This window comes from Shewanella violacea DSS12 (genome assembly GCF_000091325.1).
GTDB classification, from domain to species: Bacteria; Pseudomonadota; Gammaproteobacteria; order Enterobacterales; family Shewanellaceae; genus Shewanella; species Shewanella violacea.
On the sequence record NC_014012.1, the window covers coordinates 3,116,991 to 3,136,500 of the forward strand.

Below are 19,510 nucleotides of genomic sequence, written 5' to 3' on the forward strand. Positions count from 1 at the left end.
TATGCATAACGTAAGTGGCTGCTATTAGCAGCCCTATACCATCCGGTGCACTCTAAGCTGCATATGCATAAATACAACAGGGGCTGCTATTTGCGGTCCTTGCTTATATCGCAAGCTTGCTCACTCAAATATGTCTTGAGCCTAATCTAAAGTTTGATTCACGCCATGTATGGAAATTACACCATATGTATAGAGGGAGATAGGATAGCTTTTAATGAGTACAGGCAGATTTTGCAAGAATACTGGGCGCAGTTAAGCCCTGTTCCTTCTGCTGTAAAGCTGATATATAAAACAGCAACAAAATGCTAGATGTGAAAAGTAAGAAGTAAGAAGTAAGAAGTAAGAAGTAAGAAGTAAGAAGTAAGAAGTAAGAAGTAAGCCAGCATGGCATTCAACATAATCAGAGATAAACCATGCGAATGACATTAGCCCCTAACACTAGCTGAAGCTTAAGATACCTTCCTGAAGTGTCTAAAAAGCCAGAACATGGGACGCAAATCTTTGCCACCAATATCTTTAAATAGTCGCAAGCCCCGATAGATCCACTGCCAGGACGCTAACCATTGTTTTGCATCTAACCAGATAGCTTCGCCACCCGCATCACGATAGGCTTGGATAGTTGGGGATATCATCTTGTGATCAGGTCCAAGATATCGATACAGACTATGAATATACACGAGTAGATCTCGTCTCTGCTGATAGGTAATATCTTTACTGTTTTGACTGGCTTCAAAATCGATAAAATAAACTTGGCCTTGTGTCCAGCATATGTCTCTCAATGCCGGACGACCGTGAGCGAGTCCTAACTTATGTAGCTTAGCTAGCGCCTTGGCACTGTCGATTAAGATCTCAATCTTTTCTGACTCACTTAACCCGGTGTCATTCATCAAGCCATTTATCGTAGGTCCGACATCTGCGACAACGAAATATTCTGCTGATGAACACATAAGCTTAGGAACCTGTGCGCCTTTACTGGCGAGCATGGCTAATGTTTCAACTTCAATCTGCAATGCCTTTGCAGGATTCTGCTTGAGAAATCGCATTGCACCTGTCAGTTTTTCTGCTTGTTTAAGCCAATAAAATTGACCCTGATACTCAAATTTAAGAACTCTTGTCCCTTGGTTATCATCCAATAGTTTCCCAACGACAGCTTCAAAAGTTTGTTCAGGCACGCGGTAGCTCCAAAAAAGTGACTGCTGATTATGTATATATGGGTTAATTAAAGCAATGTGAATTAGCAAAATGAAGTGTAACAGCTCAACCAAACGACATATCGAGCACATTTTGTATGAATAAAACATAAAAAAACGCCCCTTATAGGAGCGTCAATAGTCTTTCTACACAGATTTAAGCTTAAATCTAAGCTTGGTCCTGCCAAGGCTCAGCCTTATTTTCAAGCAGTACTGGGATACCATCATTAATGGCATAAGCCAGACGGTCAGCCTTACAGATCAATTGCTGCTTGGTTTTATCGTAATCCAGCTTTCCTTTACAGACCGGGCAAGCAACTATTTCTAATAATTTTTTGTCAAACGCCATTAGATCTTCCTTCTTTCTTTTTCATGGAGCCATGAACCTTGTCCATGAGTTCCGATTCAAATTTTGTGGGTAGCTTGGCATCAACCGTAAGATACCACCAGTTATCTTTCGCAAAGTCCCGACACTTAACCGCATCTTTTTCTGTCATCAATATAGGGTCTTCACCCGCCACCTGAAGCAGAGCATCTAGGGTGAACTTTTGATGGTCTTCAAAACTATGGGTCTTAATGACTGCCTGCCCTTGTTCATCTAAGGTGTTGAAGAAACGTTGGGGGTTACCAATTCCTGCGATAGCAACCACAGGAGTCATCTCAAATGTATCCTTGCAAGATGGCGATACAGGGAAGATGCCTTGAGGCTTGAGTTCCATCTGAAACTCGTCATCCCTAGCTTGGCCATTGACTAAGATGAAGTCAACGGACTTAGCCCGCCAGCCTCCCTCTCGCAGGGGGCCAGCTGGTAACAAGATGCCGTTACCTAATCTTCGCTCCCCATCGAGAATGAGTAATTCAATGTCACGCTCGAGCCGGTAGTGCTGCAAACCGTCATCGCTGATGATCACATCGACATCGGTATCGGCAATCAAGACCTCAGCCGCCTTCACTCTATCGGCTCCTATCACCATAGGCACACCCGTTCTGGCGACTATCATGGCAGGTTCGTCCCCAACTTCCGCTGCAGACATATTTGCACCGACTCGCTTTACACCTTCGAACTTTACCCCGTAACCACGACTGATCACGCCAGGTTTTAAGCCATTTTTTCGTAGCAAGTCGATAAGAAATATAACCGTGGGTGTCTTACCACTGCCCCCCACTGTGATATTGCCGACAATGATCACCGGCACAGCTAGGCTATAGCTCTGTTTCAAGCCTGACTTAAACAGGTATCGCCTGATAAGACTCACCAAGAAAAACAGTAAGCTCAATGGCGATAAAAGATACTTAAACAGTTTAAATACCGGATGAGTATCCTTGTCTGGGTACCAAATTTTATTGACGAACGCTTGCATGGCTTAACTGCTAAACTGCATTTTGTACAAGTTAGCATACACGCCATCTTGAGCTAGCAGAGACTGATGATCACCCCGCTCTACGACTTCACCTTGATCTATTACTAAGATTTGATCAGCAGATTCAATCGTCGACAGTCTATGGGCAATCACTATAGAGGTACGGTTATGACGCAAGTTATCCAATCCTAGTTGAATGGCTTTCTCAGACTCAGTATCTAACGCCGACGTTGCCTCATCGAGTATAAGCACCGGAGAGTTACGCAAGATAGCCCGAGCAATGGCAATTCTTTGTCTCTGACCACCAGAAAGTAACACACCATTCTCGCCCACTTGAGTATCTAGGCCTTCAGGCAGTAACTCGATAAACTCCATGGCATGTGCCAAGGTCGCCGCCTCAACAATTTGCTCTTGAGTCGCTTCACCTGGGTATGCATAGGCAATGTTATTGCCTATGCTATCGTTAAACAGGGTCACCTGTTGTGAAACGAGTGCAACTTGACTGCGAAGATTTTTGAGACCGTAATCATCTATGTTGACACCATCGAGCTCGATACTTCCCGCTTCGAGACCGGTATAAAAGCGTGTGATAAGACTCGCTATGGTCGACTTACCCGAACCTGATCGCCCAACTAAGGCTATGGTCTGTCCCTGCTTAACTGAAAAATCAATTTTATTCAGTGCAAGCCTCTCTTGATTTGGATAGCGAAAACTCACCTGATTAAAGCTAAGTTCACCTTTAACACGATCAACCTTATAGGTACCATTATCGACTTCGGGTTTAGTATCTAAAAGTTCAAATACCGTAGTACAGGCAGCAATACCTCGTTGAAACTCGGCATTAACACGAGTCAGACTCTTAATTGGCTGTAGCATGGCCAGCATGGCACCAAGAATGGTGGCAAATGTTCCCGCTGTTAACTCCTCTTGCATACCCTCGAAGCTCGCAGCATACAAAACGAAGGCCAGCGCGAAAGAACCTATCACCATAACCAGAGGTTGACTGATAGATTGCGCCAGAGCCAGTTTCATATTTTGATAGCGGTTTTGTTCATTAACCACAGCGAAACGCGCAGATTCGGTTTCCTGGCCGCCAAATGCCAGCACATTTTTATGACCTTTGATCATCTGTTCGGTAGCAGCAGTTACACCGCCCATGGCAGCCTGTATTCGTTTAGATACCTTGCGAAAACGTTTACTGACGATGGAGATGATCAAGCCTATAATTGGGCCGATGACAAAAATACACAGAGAGAGCTTCCAAGAATAGAAGAACATGATAGCAAGCATGCCGACCACAGTAATACTGTCTCTGATTATGCTGATCAGTGCACTACCCGTCGCACGGGCTATCTGCTCGGTATCATAGGTAACCCTAGAAATAAGATTGCCTGAGTTTTCCCTGTCTATATAGCTCACAGGAAGAGTCAAGTAATGCTCGAACACGTCTTGACGCAAATCCATGATAAGGCGTGCACTCATGAAAGAGATACAATAGGTAGACAAGAAATTAGCCAAGCCACGCAGGCTAAAGAGTACAATGACAACGATAGGTGCCATCATAAGTACATTGTTCGATGCGCCAAAGCCTTCACTCGTGCCAAGGTCAATATTGGCAACACCTGGCGATGATGAAGTGACCTGACTGACTTGACCACCGAAGCCACCATCGATAAAGGGTTTAATCACGGCAATGAAGGTGGCATCGACCGCGGCATACAGGCACAAGCCAAGAACAGCAAAGCCAAACACAACTTTTAATGGTTTGATGTAACCCATAAGGCGCTTAAATACGGTCCAGACTTCTTGATTTGAAGAGTTTGTCATTAACGAGTCTATTCTAATTCAAAAAAAGCATTCTACTCTGTATTGCTAATCTCACCAAACCTAAACAAGCTGTTGTACCAAAAAGGCGCCAGATCTGCGCGGTAAGTGCTTATACGCCGTTCACCATGGCGAAAAAGCACACTCACCTGACCCTCATTCCCGGTCACTAACACCTGCGCGCCCATGAACTGATAACGCTCTACGACGTCTTGCTTTGGAAAACCATAACGATTATTAAAACCAGCCGGAAATAGCACCAGCTGAGGAGAGACCCGATTGATAAAGGCGGTAGTAGAAGATGTGCGGCTACCATGATGAGGAGCCACTAACACTTCGCTCTGCAAGGTTTGTGAGCTAGCTAAGAGCAATACTTCTCCTTCTTCCTCTATGTCCCCCGATAACATCAACTGATGTTCATCATCACTCACTCTCAAGACGCAAGAGCCATTATTGCCATCTTCAGGGGTATTAGGCGCCAATATTTCTAGCTTGAGCCCTTGCCATAGTAAGGACTTAGGTCTGCAATCTAGTTGTGAATATTTAGCGATATCGCTAATGACACTGGCATCAGGGAAGCTATCAATCAATAACTGAGCGCCTCCAGCATGATCGTTGTCGCTATGGCTAAGTACCAGATAATCGACAGAGTCTAGGCCTCTGTATCTAAGAAACGGGAGAATAACCCTCTCGGCATAACTAAAATTAGCGCCATAGGCAGCACCTGTGTCATATATCAGTGCCTTACCTGACTTTTCAATCACAGCACTGAGCCCCTGTCCCACATCGAGTAAATGAAGTCGCCACTCACTCTGCCTAGGAGCAATCAAGCCAAACAGCACATTGAGCCCTAGGGGCATGAATAAGATTAAGGAGACCAGTCGCCATCTTGGGTGTGAAACTCGGCATAGCAGAATCAGCCCCAATATAGAGAAACTCAGGCAAGCGATAGTCTGACCCGAAACGCTCATCCATGCACCGGGCAAAGATTCAATCATGCTAAACCCTATGCTCATTGGCACTAAACTCATATCGACTAAAGCAAATATCTGCGGGAAATCCATTGAAAAAACCTGCCCCAAAGCCCATATCGAGAAGCACAGAAATGAAACTGGGATAACAATCAGACTAAACCAAGGCACTAAGACAAGGTTGAACAGCAAGCCATAGACAGAAATCCCCCCGAAGAGTAATGCCTGTAACAGACCGAGTCCCAGGCTCAAACGCCATTGTACGGACCAGAACAGCTTGAGTTTATGCTTCACATTCAGCCTAGCCCCACTCGCTTCCTCTTGATGTGGTACAAACTTTGTCCATTGAGATAGCGTAAGAAAAATAATCCCCAGGGCAGAGAAGGACAACCAGAAACCGGCACTCATGCAAGTTAAAGGGTCCAAGACTAATATAATAAACAGCGCATAAAGCAGACGTTCCCAGGAAGAGGAGAAACGTTTCATCAACCCCATAGTAAGCAAGAGGAGTAACATGATCAGGGCGCGTTGTGTCGGCAGGGAAAATCCCGCGAGATAAGCATAAAAAATAGCGCAGAATGCGGAAAGTAATCCTGCAATCAATATGTTTTTCCGGCTTAAGCTTGGCTTAAATCGAGCCAGTAAATACAAAGATAGGAAAAATACCCAAGTGGTCACCACTGAAAGATGCAGCCCTGAGATGGCAATTAAATGCCCTGAACCTGAAACCCTTAATGATCGCCACCTCTGGCTATCTATCAAGCTCTTATCCCCAAGCAAGATAGCTAACATCAAGTCTCCATGAGCAAAATGCGCCAACTCAGGTTTCAGCTCATTGATAATCCTGCTTCTAAGAGATACGGCCTCAGTCAATTTAATTCCTGACTTCACACTCCCTTTCATCACTATGTGTCGACTCAGCATACTTCTTTGCTGATTGTAGCCTCCTTGATTTAATACACCTGTGATAGGTTTTGGCTTTACCAGAAACTCCCATTGCTCTCCAATCGCCAATTTAGGGGCTTGCTTCCAACTCAGCCTTAACACTTTTGATAAAAAAAATGCATTTAATAAATTCGATTGGCGAATATCCATACTAACCCAGTCGCCGTTTGAACCAAGTAATGATATGATTTCGCCCCTCACGATGATGTTTTGTACTGAGTTCGGTGGTTGTTCAAGCAATATGAGTTGAACAAAAAGTGAAATCCAGCCAACGGCCAGTAATGCTCCGGCAATAACCAGAGTTCTTTTCAGCAGAATTAGACCAACCACGACTGAGGCTATGTATACTGAAGTTGACGGTAACATGGGCCACAAGAGACTGGATAAAATGGTGATGCTGAAGCCAAACATGAATCGATTCATAGTGAATAAGTTAAGACAGTAATTGCAATTTATGCCAAAAAAATTCATCGAAAAGTTTATGCCCAAACCCGAGACTCTGCGTAATCACAAACATTTGCAGATGTTCGGCAAGCTATTACATAAAGAGAATCTATGGGCGCTCAATCGTCGCTCAGCCCCTGCGGCTTTTGCCATAGGCCTCTTTGTTGCCTGGATCCCTATGCCATTTCAAATGGTACTGGCAGCGGCGTTAGCTATTGTTTTCAACTGTAATTTACCTATAGCTGTCGCTCTGGTGTGGATAACCAATCCTGTCACCATGCCCTTCATGTTCTATGTAGCCTACCTGTTGGGAGCTAAGATCCTCAGCCACCCACCCCAAGAGTTTGCATTCGAGGCAACTTGGCGCTGGGTTGAAGCCTCAGTGTCAACCATAGGTCCCCCCTTCATATTAGGTTGTTTTGTGTTAGGGACTACGTTTGCCTTAACCGGTTATTTCCTAGTCAAGACACTGTGGAGATATTCCATCTTACTCAAGTGGAAAAACAGAAACAGCTAACGAGTTTGACGTGAGGTATTGGGTGAGCAAGAGAGGATTTACATCTATTAGCCTAAGATGCGGACGTGATCGAATAACCTAATTAGAAGCAGCTTTAGTCATGGATATTTGGCCATAAACGTTAATTGCTCCAGCATTCAAAATGTCAGTTTTCAGCCCATGACACGCGCTTATGGGCAGAAAGCGGCGCCATCTCGGTTTCATCGATTCAAGCCTTGGTTCCTATATATTAAAACCACAGATTTATACCATTAATATTTTACCGATAGGTATTACACCATCAAAAATTGGCTTGGTGCAGATGACATCTAGGTAACCTCAATTGTCGACAATAACTTATTCGTGTCCAAACACCTTGTACAGGCACGCATCTTCGAAGCTTAGAAGCTCTATCACCAGAGATAAAAATCCATCGCTAGTACACATCAAGTTAGGTGGAAAATGTTAGATGAGAAATAGAGTGCTGAAGGTGTGCTGTTTGATCTAAGTGAGCGCCATAGTCTCAAATACAAATACAGATACAGTTCAATCATCTGTCATCATTGAACTGGGCTAACTGAAAGAGCTTTCCCCATAGTCATTAATCGGTGCTAATACTATTAGCGCCGTGGAAGGATAACTCGCGGGGCTTATTCACCGCCCCACGAGCATGATTCAGGCTGAGTCTTACTCGTCTTATCTTTTAGACAGGATTCATAGACAGGGCTTATTTATCGTCCCGCTAAGGCCTTTGCAGGCTGAGTCTTACTCGCCTTCCAGGCAGGATAGATAGTTGCCAGCAGGCTCATGATGAAGGCAAGCATTAGCACAATAAACACATCAGAGAAGTTCAGCTGTGACGGCAGGAAATCGATAAAATAGACATCGGCAGACAGTAATTTTATCCCTAAGATGTTCTCTATACCTTTGGCTATACGACTCAAATTCTCAGCAATGATAATCCCAGATACGCCGCCTAATAAACAACCTAAGACACCGTTAAGGGCACCCTGGACGATAAATATCATCATTATAGAAGCTCGCTTCATGCCCATGGTCAATATATCGCTATTTCTGACTGCTTATCGCGANCCGCCATTACCAGAGTCGAGACGATATTGAAGCAAGCCACGGCTATAACCAGGGCAAGCACTAGATACATAACCAGCCTGACTAACTGGATATCTTGATACAGGTTACCTTGGGTCCGTGTCCAATCACTGATGTAGAGATATTGATCTTGGCTATAGCCAAGTTCCCGGATCAATCTTGGCGCGTCAAATACCTGTTCGACCTTGATTCTGACACCCGATACTCCCTGTCCCATACCTAAGATAGAAGCCGCATACTTCATTGGGATATAAGCTGTGGTAAGATCTAATTCCCCACCGAGTTCAAACACCCCCGCCACCACAAAGCGATGACTCTTAGCCGAGCCAATCCTTTTGCTATCTTGGCTCTGATGCGAGACATCCGGCATATAAAGGCTCAAGGAGTCCCCGACACTCAAACCCAGATTATCTGCCAGTCCCTTGCCGAGTACGATATTATTTTCATCGCCCCGGCCTAACTTCAACCAAGTCTCTTCAGACATAAAGTCTGCAATAACTGAGACCTTCTGTTCTTGCTCAGTATCTATACCTAAGACATTCAAGCCTTGAAAGCCACCGGGTTTCTGCACTAGGCCCTGAAGTTGAATGAAAGGGGCTGAGGCCAATATACCCGGTATTTTATCGGCATCATTGGCAATTTTCTGCCAATGAGCAATGGGCTCATTTACGCCAGTAAGTTCGCCATGGGCCACCACGCCGAGTAATCGATTTTCCAGCTCTCGCTCGAAACCATTCATCGCCGACAACACCACGATTAGCACGGCGACACCTAAGGCTATCCCAGCGGTAGATGCGAAAGAGATGAAACTAATAAAGCTATTAGATTGACGCGCGAGATAGAAGCGCCACCCAACCCAAAGGGATAATAAACGATTCATGAAGGCTCTCTTATAACAAGATCAGATTGGCCAGCAAGATGACAGAATCCCCGCCCAACACAAAATAACAATAAACGACTCATGAAGCCTCACTAGTGAGATTTTCAATGTCTAAAGGTCGTAAGTAACCATCTTTCATGTGTAACTGTCTGTCCATTCTGGCGGCTAGCTTACTGTCATGGGTCACCACGACAAATGCCGTGCCGTACTGAGTCGCCAACTCCTGGATCAGTTCGTAAACGGCCTCACCGCTGGCGGCATCTAGATTACCCGTAGGCTCATCGGCTAATACAAGTTTTGGCTTATTAATAAGCGCCCTGGCAATTGCAGTGCGCTGTCGTTCGCCGCCAGACATCTCCGCAGGTATGTGATCGAGTCTATGTCCTAATCCCACTCTTTCCAGCAGCACCTTGGCATCTTGGTGCGCTTGCTCTCGTTTGACGCCATGGATCAATGCCGGCATAGCCACATTTTCTAGAGCTGTAAATTCTGGTAACAGGTGGTGAAACTGATAAATGAAACCTAGGTCTTGATTACGTATATCCGATTGACGCCGGCTCGATAAGGCATAGAGATCTTCACCTAACATAGTCACACTACCGCTCGTAGGGCGATCTAAGGTACCCATAATATGCAGCAATGTACTCTTACCCGACCCAGATGTACCTACTATGGCCAGCTGCTCGCCTTTATATACCTGTAGATCCACGTCATTAAGCACTTGTGTATCGACGCTGCCCTCTTGGTAGCGCTTAGTCACACCTTTTACTTCCAGTAATAACTCTTGCATCTTGTTCAACTCTTTAATTCATTCAAGCCACGTCATTGACTACGCGGCATCTAAGGTGTGTTAACTTAAACACCCGTGTTTACTCATGCCTAAGTGCATTGGCTGGCTGCACCCCAGCGGCTCTCATCGCCGGGTAAACCGTAGCAAAAAATGAGATGAGCAAGGTGCCTAAGACAATCAGACTCATCTGGCTCCATTCCAGTTGTACTGGCAGTGACTGGCCCGCACCAAGAACCGAGATGCCAAACGTATTGAGTATGATGTTGAGGTTCAATGTGATTGCTATGCCAACGAGCAGACCGCAGACGAGTCCTATGATGGCATTGAGGGAGCCTTGGATCATAAATATCCCCATCACATCGGATGTCATCAGACCCTGAGTCTTGAGCACAGCAACATCGGCAGTTTTATCGACCACCATCATCACCAGTGCCGATACGATATTAAATGCAGCTACTGCAATGATGAGACTGAGCATAAGAGACATCATATTCTTCTCCATCTTCACCGCGCCGAAAAGATGACCATAAGAGTCACGCCAATCAGAGGTGGTGACCTCTAGACCGTCTTTACTAAACTCGGCTATCACATCAGAACTCAAATTGGCGGCGTTAAAGGGATCATCAAGATAAAATCTCAGATTTTTTACTTGGCCAGGCTTTTGCCGCATCAGTCTCTGAGCATCTTCATAATGAATATAAGCCAGATTAGCATCGACTTGGGAACCCATTTCAAATACACCGGCAACCACAAATTTTCTCTGACTCGGTACCGGACCTAAGGGAGAATAAATCACACCTTCGCCGCTCAATAGTCTGACCTTATCGCCGGGTGAAACCCCCAGACGCCTCGCAAGTAGTGAGCCTAAAACGATGCGATATTTACCCGCTTCGAGCTGTTCGAAGCTACCGTTAAAGCTGTGCTCCATGCTGGCTAAAAGATTATGTTCAAAATCCGGATAGATGCCATAGACCCCAATCGCACTTATATTGCTGCTGGACTGGATCATGGCCTGATTGGAGATGCTAGGAGTGACGCCAATAACACCTGGGAGCTTAGTGAGTTCGGCAATCTTACTCTGCCACTGTTCTATTGGCGCTTGGGAATGCACAGTCAACTGAGGCACAGCGCCCAATATCCGTTGTTTTAACTGACCTTCTAGTCCATTCATTACAGAGCTGACTATGATCAGCGCCGCCACGCCGAGTAAGATGCCAGAAACAGCAAAAAAAGTGATGAAAGAGGCGAAGCCATTGGCTTTTCTCGCACGCCAATAACGAAAACCTATATGTGAAGATAACGCAAGATTCATAGTGTCCTACAGGCCCAATAATTAATCAGCCTTGCTAAATCATTAAGATGCGCACGATAATAGGGGTAATAGCTATATAAAAACAAGAGGAAATCCCTTGTTCACAGACACAAGTCCCTATTTTAGTGTGAAGCATGACTTTACTGCCTATCTTTCTCCTTGGCCCAAAGATCAGGCTCTGCCCACCGAACACGAATTAAGAGCAATGTTACCTACTGGCTTACTGCTCATTAACGAAGTCAAAACCTTGGAATCTGACTGTTTATTACAACTAAGACACTTAGACGACGATGCCAAAAGTGTGGTGGATTACCTTAAACTCCAATCCCGTAAGATAGATTTGGTTCTCCAATATGTGTTAGAGAGTGAGCAGCGCGAAGGAGAACAATATCAAGGCATGTATTTTGGTGGCAGTGGCATTCGGGTCATTAATGATAGCCAGCTTGTTGAAAATGATCAGTATAAAATAACTCTGCACATCCGAGATGAATTAGTCGCCCTGTTATGCTTCGTCAAAGTAACAGCCTCACAGCCGTTACATACCGATGATAATCAAGTTAGCGACCAATACATCAGCAGTCTTGAATTCACTCAAATACTGGAGACAGATGTGGAACAATTGGTCAAAGCCAGCCTAAGTGTGCAACAAAAGCAGCTTAAATTGCGTAAACAGGCGAAAACCAAGGCATAAGTTTTCTCTAGCACAAGAGGCTTTAAGCCTCTACAATATCAGGCATCTTTGACGCTACTCTTTTGTCACATCTGAATGAAATCTTTCTCTATATTGACTCCACCGGCAGTCAAAAGTGCATCAAAAGCGCAAACACTATACACATTAGGTGGTGTCTCTCAAGCCATCACCTTAGCGAGCCTGGTTCAAAACCATGCTGGTATCACAGTTGCAGTGACTCACGACACACCCACAGCCCTGTTACTGGAATCTGAACTGGATTATCTACTGAAAGATAGCGATTTTCCTGTATGGCTTTTCCCGGATAGAGAGACCTTACCCTATGACAGTTTCTCTCCCCACCAAGATCTGGTATCCCAAAGATTAGAAACCTTATCTCGGCTGCCTCATGCCAAGCAGGGATTAGTGATTGTTCCCTTGAGCACCTTGATGGTGCGTTTACCGCCTAAGTCATTCTTAGCCGGCAATGTGCTGATGCTGAAAAAAGGCGACAATTATTGTCTTCAGGATGTCAAACAACAACTGATAAACACTGGCTATCACTTGGTCGAGCAAGTCTATGAACATGGTGAGTTCGCCGTCAGAGGCTCGATAATTGATCTATTCCCCATGGGCTCGGAGCAGCCCTTCCGTATCGAGTTATTTGATGATGAAGTCGAGTCCATCAGACACTTCGATCCGGAGAGCCAGAGATCCAGCGGCGAAATTGATTCCATACGTTTACTGCCGGCGAAAGAGTTCCCCACCGATGACCAGGCAATCGAAGGCTTTAGACAGAGATACCGTCGACGCTTCGAGCGCTTAGTTAAAGAGCCAGAATCTGTCTATCAGATGGTCAGTCGAAAAATATTTCCTGCAGGGATCGAAAGCTATCTGCCACTCTTTTTTGACGAGACGGCCAGCCTGTTCGATTATCTGCCAGAAAATGCTCAGCTGGTTAATATTGGCGATCTAGAGGCCGCATCTAAGGCACATTTAGCCGAAGTTGAACTGAGATATGAAGATAGACGGGTCGATCCTTTACGCCCGCTACTGGCCCCTAAAGAGCTCTACCTACTCACAGATCAGATTTTCTCTCATTTTAAGGCCCTACCAAGAAGTCTGCTTAAGGTCGGCAATGACCCCGACAAGGGTCATCAGGCTAAGCTAGAAAAGCTGCCAGAATTAACTGCCAACCACAAACTCAAGCAGCCCCTGCTCCAGCTTCAGGAATATGCGACCAAAGAGACCAGCATACTCTTCAGCGCCGAATCTGAGGGACGTCGAGAAGCCTTACTCGAACTGCTCAGCAAGATAAACATCAAGCCGAAGCGATTCGACAGCTTAGAGGAATTTACCTCCTCGAAGGCTAAGCTTGGACTCATAGTCTCCCCTCTCTCTAACGGCTGTATCATAGAGAAGAGCCGGGGTGGGAAGTTTAGCCTTATTTGTGAAACCGAGCTTTTCGGTCATCGAATCTCCCAGAAACGTCGTCGGGACAAACAGAAACAGATAAGTAGCGATGCCTTAGTCAAAAACTTAGCTGAGCTGAAAGTCGGCCAACCCATAGTCCACTTAGATCATGGAGTCGCAAAATATCAAGGACTAGAAACGTTAGATACTGGGGGTCTTATCGCCGAGTACCTAAAGTTAGAGTATGCCGGCGGTGACAAGCTTTATGTACCTGTGTCTGCACTTCACCTCATCAGCCGTTATAGTGTGGGGCCAGATGAAGAAGCAAACTTAAACAAACTCGGCAATGAAACATGGGCCAAGGCTAAGAAGAAAGCGGTAGAGAAGATCCGTGATGTAGCCGCCGAACTGCTCGATGTCTATGCACGCAGGCAATCAAGGCCTGGTTCGGCCTGTAAGATCGATGAGCAAGAATATGCTCAGTTTGCCAATAGTTTCCCCTTCGAAGAAACGGTGGATCAAGAGACTTCAATCAATGCTGTTTTGACCGATATGTGTTCGCCCATCGCCATGGATAGACTTGTGTGTGGTGATGTAGGTTTTGGTAAGACTGAGGTGGCAATGAGAGCCGCCTTCGTCGCAGTCAACGATGGTAAGCAAGTCGCCATCTTAGTGCCGACCACCTTGCTGGCACAGCAACACTTCGAGAACTTCAAAGACAGATTTGCCGATTGGCCGGTTAAAATTGAGGTGATTTCTCGCTTCAAGACGGCTAAAGAACAGAAGCTGATCATGGATGAGCTAAGTAAAGGTAAAGTCGATATCATCATAGGCACCCATAAGTTACTGCATTCCGAGGGTGATTTTGAAAACCTAGGCTTATTGGTCATAGATGAAGAGCATAGATTTGGTGTTAGGCAGAAAGAACAAATTAAGGCTCTGCGGGCTCACGTAGATATCCTGACGTTAACCGCGACGCCTATACCCAGAACCTTAAATATGGCTATGTCGGGCATGCGAGATCTATCGATTATTGCTACCCCACCGGCGAAGAGACTCGCGGTAAAGACCTTTATCAGAGAATACGACACCACCACCATACGAGAAGCCTTACTGCGTGAAATTCTCCGTGGCGGACAAGTTTACTTTCTCCACAATAAAGTGGAGACCATAGAGAAACGCGCCAAGGAAATCAGTGAGCTGCTACCAGAGGCTAGAGTCGTCACGGCTCACGGTCAGATGCGGGAACGCGATTTGGAAAGAGTCATGTCTGACTTTTATCATCAAAAGTTCAATGTTCTCGTCTGTACTACCATTATCGAGACAGGTATCGATGTGCCCTCGGCTAACACCATAGTCATAGAGAGAGCCGATAACTTTGGCTTAGCTCAACTACATCAGCTTAGAGGACGAGTCGGTCGCTCCCATCACCAGGCTTATGCCTATATGATGACGCCGCATCCTAAAAGTATTACCTCAGATGCACGCAAACGGTTAGAAGCCATCGGCGCCTTAGAAGACTTAGGTGCTGGCTTTATGCTAGCAACCCAAGATCTTGAAATCCGCGGCGCTGGCGAACTGTTAGGCGATGAACAATCGGGCCATATATCCAAAATAGGTTTCACCCTGTATATGGAGATGCTGGAAGATGCGGTTAAGTCGCTTAAAGAGGGTAAAGAGCCCTCTCTGAGTCAGATGCTTAGACGTCAATGTGAGATAGAACTGCGAATTCCGGCCCTGCTTCCCGATGATTTCGTCCATGACGTCAATATTCGCTTGTCACTGTATAAACGGATTGCCAACTGTGATTCAGAAAATGCCCTCGATGAGCTTAAAGTCGAACTCATTGACCGCTTTGGTATGCTACCCGATGCCACTAAGAATCTGATGGAGCTAACCCTGTACAAACATCAGGCTACTAGCCTAGGCATTAAGAAACTTGAGGTGCACGCTAAGGGCGGCAGCCTGGAATTTAACGACGATCATTGCGTCGATCCGGGATTTATTATCGGTTTACTTCAAAGTCAGCCACAAAACTATCGAATGGATGGCCCGAGTAAGTTAAAATTCCTAATTCCAGCCGAGTCACATAAAGACAGACTGGCACTGGTTAACTTGCTATTAGGGCAATTATCACAACATCGTCTTGGAGAATAATGTGTTAAGACAAACTTTTTTAATCATTGTAGGCCTACTCTCTCTATCTCAGCAGGCCTATGCCCAGAATGAGCGTTGGTTTGAAGTTGAGGTCTACCTCTTCGAGAGAAGTGGACAGTCTCAAGAGCAAGCACCTACGCATGCTTCTTTTCAAAATCCAAAACACATGGTCGATCTTATCTCGCCATTGTTCAGCTCCCATATTACCGATACATGCTCTGCACTTGATAGGGCCACAAATCCCGACGAATGTAGCCAACAAAGCAGTTCATATCCATCGCAGATCCCATGGAGTATTGCAGCCCCATCACCAAAATATGCTGTACCTGGTGGCTCTCCCGTACTGCTAGCCAGTAATCAAAATCATTTCAAAGACATCATCAGTAAACTGTCGAGGCAAAGAGGCAATAAGAGTCTTCTGCACATGACTTGGCAACAGGCGATGCAACCCAGACACAGAGCCACACCCATTCGACTCTTCTCTGGCAAAGACTATTCTTCGCGTTTTGCGCTCAACGGCCAAACGAGTGGATCAGATGCTGATCAGGTTAATTTTCAGCAAGGAAATACTGGAGTCGTAGAACATGGGCCGGTATGGAAACTCGATGGCACAATCAACATCTACCTGGATCACTTCCTCTATGTTGAAACAGCATTGACCTTAAGAGAGGAAGGCACTAAGACTTCAAGCGTGATGAACCATGATACTGGATATAATTCAGGGGTCGTTAGCCAGTCTTCCCCCTTCCTGTATTCCTTCATTATGCAGCAAAACAAACGCGTAAGAAGTGATGAAATTCATTACTTCGATCATCCCAGAATGGGCATGATTCTACAGATAAGAAAGATGCAGCAACCATAGACAGAGCGAATACCAACACATCAGAATAATAGCAATTGGTATCATATTCTGAAAAGTGCAAACATAAAAAAGACCCTGAGCCTTTCGGCTTAGGGTCTTTTTTATGATCGGATTAGGATTGAACTATCGAGAAGTCTAAATAGATCTCATTGGCTTCGTCTTCTTCAACAAAACTTGAGAGACATTAGATTAAAGAGAATCGACTTTACGCCAATCGATTCCTTCATTATGCATAGACAGACGTTAATCGCCAGATCTAGGATTGAACTATCGAGAAGTCTAAATAGATCTCATTAGCTTCGTCTTCTTCAACAAAAACTTGAGAGACATTAGATTAAAGAGAATCGACTTTACGCCAATCGATGCCTTCATTATGCATAGACAGACGTTAATCGCCAGATCTAGGATTGAACTATCGAGAAGTCTAAATAGATCTCATTGGCTTCGTCTTCTTCAACAAAAATTTGGGAGACATTGGATTAAAGAGAACCGACTTTACACCAATCGATGCCTTCATTATGCAGCTAGATCTGGCCTATAGGTATTACTTCAGACAAGTTCAAACACAAAAGACCCTAAGTGCGAATTTCTAAGTGCTAAGAGTCTTTTTATGATCTGATTAGGATTGAACTATCGAGAAGTCTAAATAGATCTCATTAGCTTCGTCTTCTTCAACAAAAACTTGAGAGACATTGCATTGAGGAGAACCGACTTGGCACCAATCGATCAGATTATCTACCGCGGGAAAGGCTCCCTGAGCTAAAATGGTGACACTACCATCATCGTCATTTGAAACATAACCAGTTAAGCCTAAGGCTTTGGCTTTTGATAAGGTATAACGCCTATAACAGACGCCTTGCACCTTTCCTTGAACGCTTATCTTGACTCTTTTCATACTGAAATCCTCAAGTTCCCTCTTTGAAGATAACGTAAACCTGTCGACTAGGCAAAATACAGGCAAAAAAAACAGCTAACTAAAATTGGCTAGCTGCATCGGGCGACATACGCAAATTGGTGATTCTGAAACAAACTAACAATGCAAATGTATCAATTTGTATCAGTTGTTATCATATCTGACACTTTACACTGACGAAGATAACATTTAAACAAAAACTAGATTTTTCATCTGGTTTTTACGCTGCATGTGATCAAGATCACCTGTAGCAAGCCTTAAATCAGTATCTTATACTAATGTACCAGTTAGTCATTTCTCAGATTTAAGTAAGTTACTTTAGCTTATGGCTGAATGACGGCCACAAAAAAGCCGCTCGAAAGCGGCTAATAACATTGTTACCAAGCTAGATAACAAACGAACCCTGCTTAAATAAAGATATTTCAGATAGATGGCTCGCTAACGCTGGAAATTTATGGGGCTGATCTTCATCCCAAATCACTGGGTAATATTGACTCAGTGCCTCATGAACCTGAGTATTACTATTCTCATCATCTAACCGAGATAGAATAACCAGCGATTTACCCGCATTTTTAGACCTGAAGCGTGCAACACATTTATTGGCAATATCGGCATATTCTTCGGGCCTGTCAATCTTGCCTGTCATGTTGATCTCGGGTGACAGGTTAGGATTAATTAACACAGCTTTCAGACCATTTAAATATCCGATGCGCTCGGCCCAAAATGCGCCTAAGCCCACTCCAAAAATTAAAGGAGCGGGATCATCTGACTGTCGGAGTTGGCGACTCACTTCGTTTAGCAACTGCTGCATATCGTGCTTAGGATGCTGAGTGCTATAACTCACCAGACGCACATCCTTGTCGATAAATTGCAATTGACGCATCTTTTCATGATTACCCGGACTCGTCGAATCGAAGCCATGTAAATATAAGATCATCTTACTACCTGTAATAATGCCGAATATTCACCTTAGCCAACTTAATCATTCAATGAGTTGAGCTATATCAAATTTTCAGACGAAAGAGATTAACTTTTACTGACTGAATGTGTCAGCCAAAGTTTTAGCCTTTTTCCAGCGCTCTTCTTGCTGTAATGCTTGGGCTACTATACTGGCATCAGGTTTTAATAACTTAGCCGTTCTATATGGCTCTTCGCTAGGCCAATCAAGTTCATTGAGTACTTCTGCGGCGCCGGCAGCATCGTTACACACTAAGATCATGTTGCAACCTGCATCTAGTGCCGCTTTCGCTCTCTGCTTATAGCCTCCAACAACACCGGCACCTTTCATGCCGAGATCATCAGAAAATATGACCCCTTGAAAATCCAGCTCACCTCGCAACACTTGCTTAAGCCAATAAGAAGAGAAACCTGCAGGGTTAGGATCGACCTTAGGATAGATAACATGAGCTGGCATCACGCCTTGAAGCTTCTGCTGCTCGATAAGGGTCTTAAAAGGAACCATATCCAAATCACGTATTTCGGCCTCACTGCGCTCATCTACCGCTTGAGCCAAATGTGAATCCGTCTCTACACTGCCATGACCAGGAAAATGTTTACCCACAGCAGCCATGCCAGCTTGATTCATTCCAGAAATAAAACTCTCGGCTAAACTAATCACGGTTTCTGGCTCAGAGCCAAATGCCCTCTTTCCTATCACTCTGCTAATTCTGTCCAGATCCAGCACAGGAGCGAAACTGAGATCGATATCGCACGCCAATAGCTCAATGGCCATGAGGAAACCTAATTCAACGGACCAAGCTTGTGCCTTTTGTATATCGCCGCCGGCATGAGGCAATATATCCCCCATTGCAGGAATAAGAGTGAAACCTTCTCGAAAGCGCTGCACTCGTCCGCCTTCCTGATCTACGGCTATGATAAGATCGGATCTCACCTCTCTTACTGATTTTATTAACGAGATCAATTGCTCTCTGCTATCAAAATTTCGCGTAAACAGAATCAAGCCGCCAACCATAGGATGCTTGAGCTGTTCAAGCTCAGCTTGGCTAGCTTGGATCGATAAAAGGTCTAACATTAAATAGCTCACGCTTACTCCTCAAGATACCTAATCACAATAATTTCTTATCTTTACCCATAAGAAATAGTTCAAATAAATACAGTATAATCTGCTTAGCCGACTGCTTGTAACACTGAATCATTGCCTTAGCTAAGCTA

General features: G+C 44.8%; 14 protein-coding genes and 1 pseudogene. 4 read left to right on the top strand and 11 right to left on the bottom strand.

What is annotated here, in order from left to right:
• Positions 1 to 449: 449 nt before the first annotated feature.
• The 5 genes from SVI_RS12995 to SVI_RS13015 all read right to left on the bottom strand — a co-directional run bounded on the left by SVI_RS12995 (position 450) and on the right by SVI_RS13015 (position 6,702).
• A complete protein-coding gene (locus tag SVI_RS12995; protein WP_013052020.1) occupies positions 450 to 1,172 on the bottom strand; it encodes a BUD32 family EKC/KEOPS complex subunit in 723 nt (240 codons plus the stop codon).
• Between the two features lie 187 nt (positions 1,173 to 1,359).
• Complete coding sequence (locus SVI_RS13000) at positions 1,360 to 1,539, bottom strand: Trm112 family protein (protein WP_013052021.1); 180 nt, start codon at positions 1,537 to 1,539, stop codon at positions 1,360 to 1,362.
• Positions 1,529 to 2,551 (bottom strand): tetraacyldisaccharide 4'-kinase, encoded by a 1,023-nt coding sequence (lpxK, locus tag SVI_RS13005; RefSeq protein WP_013052022.1) that lies wholly within the window; start codon positions 2,549 to 2,551, stop codon positions 1,529 to 1,531. The genes SVI_RS13000 and lpxK overlap by 11 nt, the downstream gene beginning before the upstream one ends.
• A 3-nt stretch (positions 2,552 to 2,554) precedes the next feature.
• Positions 2,555 to 4,378, bottom strand: coding sequence for a lipid A export permease/ATP-binding protein MsbA (gene msbA / locus SVI_RS13010; RefSeq protein WP_013052023.1), 1,824 nt, complete (start codon positions 4,376 to 4,378; stop codon positions 2,555 to 2,557).
• A 32-nt stretch (positions 4,379 to 4,410) separates the two neighbouring features.
• Positions 4,411 to 6,702, bottom strand: a complete 2,292-nt coding sequence (locus SVI_RS13015) for a DNA internalization-related competence protein ComEC/Rec2 (protein ID WP_408005138.1) — start codon at positions 6,700 to 6,702, stop codon at positions 4,411 to 4,413.
• Positions 6,703 to 6,745: 43 nt separating this feature from the next.
• On the opposite strand from SVI_RS13015, the gene SVI_RS13020 reads away from it, so the two are divergent.
• Positions 6,746 to 7,252 carry a DUF2062 domain-containing protein gene (locus SVI_RS13020; RefSeq protein WP_013052025.1) on the top strand — a complete coding sequence of 169 codons (507 nt, stop codon included), beginning with the start codon at positions 6,746 to 6,748 and terminating at the stop codon, positions 7,250 to 7,252.
• 710 nt (positions 7,253 to 7,962) lie between these two features.
• Here the strand turns inward: SVI_RS13020 and lolE are convergent.
• From lolE to SVI_RS13035, 3 genes and pseudogenes are all read right to left on the bottom strand, one after another.
• Positions 7,963 to 9,221, bottom strand: a pseudogene (lolE, locus tag SVI_RS13025) (lipoprotein-releasing ABC transporter permease subunit LolE).
• Positions 9,222 to 9,300: 79 nt separating this feature from the next.
• Complete coding sequence (gene lolD / locus SVI_RS13030) at positions 9,301 to 10,011, bottom strand: lipoprotein-releasing ABC transporter ATP-binding protein LolD (RefSeq protein ID WP_013052028.1); 711 nt, start codon at positions 10,009 to 10,011, stop codon at positions 9,301 to 9,303.
• A 79-nt stretch (positions 10,012 to 10,090) separates the two neighbouring features.
• Complete coding sequence (locus SVI_RS13035) at positions 10,091 to 11,323, bottom strand: lipoprotein-releasing ABC transporter permease subunit (protein ID WP_013052029.1); 1,233 nt, start codon at positions 11,321 to 11,323, stop codon at positions 10,091 to 10,093.
• 97 nt (positions 11,324 to 11,420) lie between these two features.
• Here SVI_RS13035 and SVI_RS13040 point away from each other — a divergent pair, with 97 nt between their 5' ends.
• From SVI_RS13040 to SVI_RS13050, 3 genes are all read left to right on the top strand, one after another.
• On the top strand, positions 11,421 to 12,014 hold the full coding sequence (locus SVI_RS13040) for a hypothetical protein (protein WP_013052030.1): 594 nt from the start codon (positions 11,421 to 11,423) through the stop codon (positions 12,012 to 12,014).
• A 75-nt stretch (positions 12,015 to 12,089) separates the two neighbouring features.
• Complete coding sequence (gene mfd, locus SVI_RS13045; protein ID WP_013052031.1) at positions 12,090 to 15,563, top strand: transcription-repair coupling factor; 3,474 nt, start codon at positions 12,090 to 12,092, stop codon at positions 15,561 to 15,563.
• Between the two features lies 1 nt (position 15,564).
• The gene (locus SVI_RS13050; RefSeq protein ID WP_013052032.1) at positions 15,565 to 16,425 is read left to right on the top strand and encodes a peptidoglycan binding protein CsiV; all 861 of its coding nucleotides are present in this window, start codon (positions 15,565 to 15,567) and stop codon (positions 16,423 to 16,425) included.
• Between the two features lie 619 nt (positions 16,426 to 17,044).
• Here the strand turns inward: SVI_RS13050 and SVI_RS13055 are convergent.
• The 3 genes from SVI_RS13055 to nagZ form a co-directional block, all read right to left on the bottom strand.
• Positions 17,045 to 17,320, bottom strand: coding sequence for an acylphosphatase (locus SVI_RS13055; RefSeq protein ID WP_013052034.1), 276 nt, complete (start codon positions 17,318 to 17,320; stop codon positions 17,045 to 17,047).
• Between the two features lie 403 nt (positions 17,321 to 17,723).
• On the bottom strand, positions 17,724 to 18,275 hold the full coding sequence (gene ycfP / locus SVI_RS13060; protein ID WP_013052035.1) for an alpha/beta hydrolase YcfP: 552 nt from the start codon (positions 18,273 to 18,275) through the stop codon (positions 17,724 to 17,726).
• Between the two features lie 96 nt (positions 18,276 to 18,371).
• The gene (gene nagZ / locus SVI_RS13065) at positions 18,372 to 19,382 is read right to left on the bottom strand and encodes a beta-N-acetylhexosaminidase (RefSeq protein WP_013052036.1); all 1,011 of its coding nucleotides are present in this window, start codon (positions 19,380 to 19,382) and stop codon (positions 18,372 to 18,374) included.
• Positions 19,383 to 19,510 lie beyond the last annotated feature (128 nt).